General features: G+C 55.8%; 6 protein-coding genes and 3 pseudogenes. 2 read left to right on the forward strand and 7 right to left on the reverse strand.

Features of this window, described 5'->3' with window-relative positions:
* Both AKV04_RS03135 and AKV04_RS03140 read left to right on the forward strand, forming a co-directional pair.
* Positions 1-440 (forward strand): ATP-binding protein (locus tag AKV04_RS03135; RefSeq protein ID WP_082351500.1); only part of this gene is annotated, 440 nt, incomplete at its 5' end.
* 358 nt (positions 441-798) lie between these two features.
* The gene (locus tag AKV04_RS03140; RefSeq protein ID WP_082351501.1) at positions 799-2,835 is read left to right on the forward strand and encodes a type IV secretory system conjugative DNA transfer family protein; all 2,037 of its coding nucleotides are present in this window, start codon (positions 799-801) and stop codon (positions 2,833-2,835) included.
* A 159-nt stretch (positions 2,836-2,994) separates the two neighbouring features.
* Here the strand turns inward: AKV04_RS03140 and AKV04_RS03145 are convergent, their stop codons facing one another.
* The 7 genes and pseudogenes from AKV04_RS03145 to AKV04_RS03170 form a co-directional block, all read right to left on the reverse strand.
* Positions 2,995-3,888 (reverse strand): nickel/cobalt transporter, encoded by an 894-nt coding sequence (locus tag AKV04_RS03145; RefSeq protein WP_054005030.1) that lies wholly within the window; start codon positions 3,886-3,888, stop codon positions 2,995-2,997.
* Positions 3,870-4,520, reverse strand: a complete 651-nt coding sequence (locus tag AKV04_RS03150; RefSeq protein WP_054005031.1) for a DUF1007 family protein — start codon at positions 4,518-4,520, stop codon at positions 3,870-3,872. Before AKV04_RS03150 ends, AKV04_RS03145 begins: the two co-directional genes overlap by 19 nt.
* A gap of 157 nt (positions 4,521-4,677) precedes the next feature.
* Positions 4,678-4,988, reverse strand: a pseudogene (locus tag AKV04_RS26900) (MerR family transcriptional regulator).
* A gap of 241 nt (positions 4,989-5,229) precedes the next feature.
* Positions 5,230-5,409 carry a hypothetical protein gene (locus AKV04_RS26005; RefSeq protein ID WP_156317331.1) on the reverse strand — a complete coding sequence of 60 codons (180 nt, stop codon included), beginning with the start codon at positions 5,407-5,409 and terminating at the stop codon, positions 5,230-5,232.
* 159 nt (positions 5,410-5,568) lie between these two features.
* Positions 5,569-5,883: pseudogene (locus tag AKV04_RS26905) on the reverse strand (IS3 family transposase); the annotation flags it as partial.
* Positions 5,876-6,169 (reverse strand): annotated as a pseudogene (locus AKV04_RS26910) (transposase); the annotation flags it as partial. The pseudogenes AKV04_RS26910 and AKV04_RS26905, both read right to left, overlap by 8 nt.
* A gap of 228 nt (positions 6,170-6,397) precedes the next feature.
* Positions 6,398-6,994, reverse strand: a 597-nt coding sequence (locus AKV04_RS03170) for an efflux RND transporter permease subunit (protein ID WP_162232822.1), incomplete at its 5' end; no start/stop codon positions are given.

Consider the following 6,994-nt stretch of genomic DNA (forward strand, 5'->3'; position numbering starts at 1 on the left):
CCCTTGGCCCCAGCGGCACCGGCAAAACCCACATCGCCCTCGGTCTTGGCCTGTCCGCCTGCCAAAAGGGCCTGTCCGTCGGCTTTGTCACGGCTGCCGCACTCGTCCATGAACTTATGGAGGCGCGGGATGAGCGCCGGCTCCTGCGCCTTCAAAAGCAAATGGTCAGCCACAAACTGCTGATCATCGACGAACTGGGCTTTGTGCCGCTCAGCAAAACTGGCGCCGAACTGCTGTTTGAACTGATCTCGCAACGCTATGAGCGGGGTGCCACGTTGATCACCAGCAACCTGCCCTTCGACGAATGGACCGAAACCTTCGGGTCTGAGCGACTGACAGGCGCACTTCTCGACCGGCTGACCCACCACGTGAACATCCTCGAGATGAACGGTGAAAGCTATCGCCTCGGCCAGAGCAAAGCCCGCCAAGACAAGGCTTAACCCAATACCAACATCGTAAGCAGTTGGCCCTCACGGGCCAAAGCATCCGGGCAACCGCCAGCTCTGTGACAAGCGCGGCCGCCCAGATGCTAGCGCACGCCTATGCGGCAATCTTGATAACCCCAAAGTGGCAACATTTTGCGCTGCCCTTTGGTCCACTTTTACTCTGCCGTTGACAACATATCATTCCCAATCAGCAAGACCGCTTACATGTCGTCACCGAGTATCTGCATTTCGCCAGTGAAATGTTGGAACCAGAAAATCCCAAGCTTGATGAAAGCTTTGCCCGCGTCTCACGCGAACTGGCCGCCGCGCGTGGTATCAAGCTGGAACTTGACGACGATCTGGGGATGGAATGATGGGATCGACACCTCTTCCAATCCCCGTCGCCGCCGCGATCGGTGCAGGCGTGGGGCTTTTTCTTGGTGGGCTGATCGGATCAGCCTACCTGTCCTTCACAGCGCATCACGATATGCAGCAGATTGACCCTTTCGCACTCTTCCGCTGGACGGCCGATATTGCGGGCGCCCGATCAGATCGGCTGCGTGTCGCCCTTGGCTTTGCAGCCGGAGGGGCTATAGCACTTTCTGCATTCGCCGCGATCTGGACCCGCCAAGGCAAAAGCGATGCTTACGGCAAGGCGCATTGGCAATCGGCCAAAGAGCTGCGCGACAACAAAATGCTGGAGGCCGTCGGTAAGGGCTTTTTGTGCGGGAAACTCGCGCGGCCTGATCAGCGTGGCCAATATATTTCATCGAATGCCGTGCCCCATGTGATGATGATTGCGCCCACCCGCGCAGGTAAGGGGGTAGGCTTTGTCATTCCGAATCTTTTGGTCTTCAAAGGCAGCCTTGTCGTGCTGGACGTAAAGGGTGAGAACTTTGACGTGACCGCGCGCCGTCGCGCTGCCATGGGTGACAGGGTTTTCCGTTTTGCACCTTTCGATTGGGGACAGGGAACACATCGCTACAATCCACTGGCCCGTATCGCGGCGATGAAGGATTTTCGCCGACAATTTACCGAGGTCACAATTCTTGCCGATCTTTTCCTGGAGCAGAAAAATGACCAGAACAGCACCTTTGTTCAGGCAGGGAAAAGTGTCTTCATTGCGGCGTGTATGCTGGCCTTGCAGCGAGGCACCGCGACATTCGGCGCTGTGAACGCCATCATATCCGCAGGTTCTGACAAGAATAAACTCTACAAACTCTATGCGACCGAAGCAGATCAGCCATTGGTACAGCAGCTTTGGACCACAGCGTCCGGAACTTCGGAAAAGCTGCTATCATCCAACCTTCAGGCCCTGAAAACAGCCGGCCTAAATCAGTGGGACAATCCCGCAGTCATTGATGCAACCAATGCCACGGATTTCGATTTCAACGACTTCCGCTCCATACCAACGAGCCTTTATCTGGTAATCTCAGAGGACCATATTGCACCCTTGGCCCCGCTGATCCGCCTTCTCTTTGCGGATCTGATCGCGACGTTGCGCGACCATGAACCCGGCCCAGATGAACCTTTGCCCGTTATGATCATGATTGACGAGTTTCAGCAGCTCGGTTCAATGCCATACATCGAACGGGCAATTCATACACTGGCCTCTTACGGGGGGCGGTTGGCGATGATCGCTCAGTCAGTAGCCGCACTGGACCAACTCTATGGGCCAAATGGACGACAAAGCCTCGAAACCGGAGCAGGGCTGAAACTTTATATCACCCCGCGCGACTACCAAACCGTCAAAGAGGTCTCCAGCGCTGTCGGTTCCACAACACGCGAAGCCGTGTCACATTCGTTCGGACGGTCGCGCGGCGTTCTCGGCTCGACGGGAACCACCATCAGAATGGAAGAACGCCCGCTTTTGAGCGAAACCGACGCCCGGATGATGGATCCTAATAAGGTGATCATCCTTGCATCACCACAGCAGCCAATTCGCGTTTCTCGGATCAAATACCATGAAGACCCAACCTTTCTGGCGCTTTTGGCCCAAAGCGCCGATACCCCGCTGCCTTTGCCACCAGCGCCCATGTTGGCTTTGCCACCGCCCCCGATCATAGGCCTTCAAGCGCCGCCCGAACAGGTCGCCGAGGATCAGCCGAAAGCGCCAGCAGCGCCACAGGTAGCGCCGGCACCCGAGACAGTGGTGAAAACCATGAAAGAGCCTGGTGTCGGGCCGCAGTCGCAAGCCAAGCTGAAATCCCGCGCTCGCAAGGCAATTGCCCCTGTTGCCTCTCCCACTCAGCTTGTTCGCAATCCTAACGCCGTTCCCGTCCGAGCTTTGTTCGATAGTTTTGAGGACAATGGAACTCTAAATAATCCGCTGCGCGGAGAATTTTCTTCGGCCTTAGCCGATACGATTCCTGCCGTTGAAGCCGCCATAGGACGTCCGCTGGCGGCCTAAGAAGTTGGCAGGCACAAAAAAGGGGGGCGATTTATCACCCCCCTTTTTCTTGCTCGATCTTGCAACTGACCTTCAGAATGGTTTCCCATGTTGCTCGAGGAGACGATCTCGGTCACTCCTGATCCTATCGCTGTTAATTTGCACGCAAAACTGACTCTGTCAAAGCACTTGAACCAAAAGCGACAAAGCAATCACTGTAACCAGTGCACCTGCAAGCACTTCGAACCATGGCAAAATACGTGCAATGCTTTGTCCGGGCAGGCTTGCCAATGCTCCTTCGCGAGTCCACACTGCTAAAATGGCGACAGTCACGGTAACGATTGCTGTCCCCAGCCCCATGGCAAAGACCCCGGCGACGCCAGCCAAACCAATACCCAGTTGCCATGTCAAAATTAGCAGAAATAGTGCCCCAGAGCACGGCCTCATGGCAATTCCCGCTATCAATGCCGCGACATCGCGCCAACCGGTTAGGTTGTCTAGGTCCTCGACTGTGGGACCATGTGCATGTCCGCAGTGCTCGTCATGCACATGGCCTGAATGGTCGTGACTCTGCCGCTGAGTTTGGCGGCACAACCCGCGCAATCCCCGCCACATCAGCCACACTCCGACACCGCTAATCGCAATGGTCCCGACCGGTGCCATGATGGCATCAGCAACACCATGCGCTTGCTCCCGCGTCCAACCCAACAAGGCAACTCCAGTATAGACGAAACCCACAGCAACAGCCGCCTGAGCCAAACTTGCGGCCAAGGAAATCGCAGAAAGCGTTAACAGCGGCACCCGACGCCCCAGCCCAAAGCCACCAATCACGACCTTGCCGTGTCCAGGGCCAGCTGCATGCAAAAATCCGTAGCTGAAACAAACAGTCAGCAGTGCAGTAAGGGCTCCAGGCTGCGCCCTTTTGATTTTGCGCACGGCAGACGCCAGGGCATTTTGGATTTCGCGTTGTCCGGCAAGGATCCAAGCTTGCAGAGCCGCAAAACCACCGGAGAGCCACAAAATCAGAAGCGAAACTGCCAATACAACGCCGAGAACTAAGAGCGTGCGGCGCATGTTACAAGAACCCCCTCGGCGAAGATGGCCCCAAGAGCGGGAAATTCATTTTCGACATCCCCTGGCAGAGCCGCAATCGCAGCATCGAGTTTTTCATTTGCAGCCTTCATGTCCGGTCTTTGAATTTCGGCCTTGCAATCTGCACGTCCGACAACTTTGGGTTTCCCCACAATGTAATACCCCGAGTACAGGCTCGGATCATAGACCTGTATAACCAGCGGGTCAGAACCAAGTGCAACGGGTGGGATGAGGCGTCGAAAATGCGATGTCGTTATTTTTTCGTTTGCGTAGGCTGCAGTCCAATTCGAAGGCCCAGACAGTTGCAAAGGAGCCCCTCGATTTGATGCGAACGTATCGCCGGGGTAACCTTCGTCCCAGTGCATATCAAATCCAGAAAGAGCCGTCGTCTCGGTTAGAGTAAGCTTTCCATCAAAGTCTTCGTCCATCCCCCTATCAGCGATAAATTGAAGTGAAGTAAGATCATCGTAGGTCCAGGTAATTCGGACGCCTTCTGCCTCACCTGTCGTGTTGAAAGAGATTTCGAGCTGTGTATCAACGAAAATATGCGGATGCGCATTGGCTGGCGTGCCAAGTATCGTTGACAGTGCGATGATGATCGAACGTCGGTTCATAGCTGGATCAGCCCTTTAGATGTACGTTGGATAATTGCGCTGAATTTCAGATACAGAGTGAATGTTCCAATACGGCGATTATTTGTCGCGCACAACACGCCCGTCGAATGACATACGCCCAACATGCCAAGGCGTTACGCTCTAGGTGGCCTCAATTTCAAACATCAAAGGAACTCAAGATCGGGCAGTCGGGTCGTTTGTCGCCTGCGCAGGTGCGCACAAGGTAGGAAAGGGTGTCGCGCATCGCCGAACTTGTCTTCCCATAGGGCAAGTGAGGCACGACCATTTTCAATGGTAAATCCCAATGCGCGCGCGCTCGACCCAGAAATGGCAGTTTGTGCATGTCGCTATCGCGAAAAGCGCGATAACTGGTCCCGTCACGAAGGAGTTTGATCAGGCGGATTTCTTCGTAATAGCGGATGGTTTTGGCGCGACGTCAGCGCGCTTGGCAACGTCTGAGATGTTCATAGGCACTCGCTCAGGTGGTCGCGGTATGCAAGACGGCGGGCAGCTCTACTGGCACCGCCTGACGGGCCGCAGTCTGCACCCGTCGCAGGCGCAGTGCGTTGCTCAGCACAAAGACACTTGAAATCGCCATTTGAACTGATGCGGTGGATGCCCCCACCAGACGGCATCGAATGTCCCAAAAATGGTTTCGTTGGAACCAAGATGAGGGAGGCATCCATGTCTGAGATTAGCATACTGGCGATCAAACCTTGCCAAGAACAGTATTCAGGTTTGCGGCGTGCGGTCGGATGGCGTCGTTGTCTTCAACCGGGCGGTATCTCGCGGGCGTCTGGCTCAGCTTCTTGCGGATCAGCAACCGTGTGTTGTCGCGATGGAGGCGTGTGCCACGCCGCACCACTGGGGCCGCGTTGGTATGGGCCATGGTCCGAACAGCATACCGGCCCGTAGCGTCACAAAGGCCACATTGAGAGGCCTGACACACGACCGATTGAAGCCCAGCCAAAATGTCAAAAAAAATCAGCTTGCTAAACCGGGGGCATCTACACACGCTCCGGGTCTGCCGGAGACCAAATAGTCCGTGTTACGCGACCATATCGAGTGTGTTCAGGTTCGCATGGAACGCCTCCCCTTCTTCAGCGGAAGGGATGTTCCCGATGGGCTCTAGTAGGCGGCGATTGTCGAACCAGTCGGCCCATTTGAAGGTTCCATCTCGGCGTCGTCGGTATTGCGCCATGATTTGCGCCGCGAATGACCTCGGTTTTTATAAAGGCCGTTGGATGGTCTCGGGCAAGGCATTGCCGTAGGCATCACCGACTCTGCCAACCGACGGCTCCGTGCCTGCCTTTGCTAACCGCTCAGTATAGCGGATGGAAACGTATTGGGCGGATTCAACCGATCGTCACAACATCTTCGATCATATCCGTTTTCAGCAGGCGGTCGAGAGCTTCTACCGATGTTTGCCAGTGTAGGGTTTTGCGTGGCCGCGTGTTCAGCGCTGGGGCAACGGCGTTCAATTCTTCTGCACCGTGTTGCCTGAGGTCCGTTCTCTTAGGAAAGTATTGGCGCAGCAGACCATTGGTTTTCACGTTGCTGGTGCGCTGCCAAGGGCTTTGCGACTCCCAAAACTAGACATCGAGGCCGGTGTCGATCCGGAGTTGGGCTTGTTGCGCCATCTCAACGCCGAATCGAGTTCTCGATAATGACGAGCCTGCCGGAAACAGATCGAAGTCCTGCAAGGCCGGATGGTCCTAATACCACGTGGCAATTAGCCGGATTGCGGACAGCATGTCCGCCGTGGCCGCAACACTTCGCGTGCTGTAAGAAACATTAACAACCGTCGCATTTCCCTCCCCTGCGCGGGTTTTTTCTGCCGCTTCATCTGGCACCGGCCTTGTCGGAACGATCAACCGTCATGCGGCTTCCGGCGCACTCTGCGCTGTCACTATTTCCGTTCGTACCAATCTCCAACCCTTGACCAGCGAATAGACCGCCGGAATGACGACCAGCGTCAACACCGTCGAGCTGACCATTCCGCCGATCATCGGGACCGCGATGCGTTGCATTACTTCAGAACCGGTGCCTTGTGCCCAAAGGATCGGCATCAGCCCGGCCATGATCGCGACAACAGTCATCATCTTGGGTCGCACACGTTCCACCGCGCCTACCATGATCGCGGCATTCAGATCAGCGCGGGTGAAGGCGCGGAGTTCCGCAGCGGCTTTGGCGCGCGCCTCAAGCAGCGCATGATCAAGGTAAATCAGCATGATTACCCCGGTTTCTGCCGCCACCCCAGCCAAGGCGATGAATCCCACCGCCACGGCAACCGAGGTATTGAAGCCAAGAAACCACATCAACCATATGCCGCCTACCAGCGCGAAGGGCAGCGACAGCATCACGATCAAGGTTTCCGTGAGGGTGCGGAAGTTAAGAAACAGCAGCAGAAAGATCAGCGCAAGCGTGACCGGAACCACGATTTTCAACCGCTCGGTGGCGCGTTCGAGATATTC

It is taken from the genome of Cypionkella psychrotolerans (genome assembly GCF_001294535.1).
Lineage (GTDB): Bacteria > Pseudomonadota > Alphaproteobacteria > Rhodobacterales > Rhodobacteraceae > Cypionkella > Cypionkella psychrotolerans.

What these genes read in the sequence shown, in the direction of transcription:
- AKV04_RS03140 (WP_082351501.1), top strand. Translation starts at nt 799, where the DNA reads ATGGGATCGACACCTCTTCCAATCCCCGTCGCCGCCGCGATCGGTGCA.
- AKV04_RS03145 (WP_054005030.1), bottom strand. Translation starts at nt 3,888, where the DNA reads ATGCGCCGCACGCTCTTAGTTCTCGGCGTTGTATTGGCAGTTTCGCTT.
- AKV04_RS03150 (WP_054005031.1), bottom strand. Translation starts at nt 4,520, where the DNA reads ATGAACCGACGTTCGATCATCATCGCACTGTCAACGATACTTGGCACG.
- AKV04_RS26005 (WP_156317331.1), bottom strand. Translation starts at nt 5,409, where the DNA reads ATGGCCCATACCAACGCGGCCCCAGTGGTGCGGCGTGGCACACGCCTC.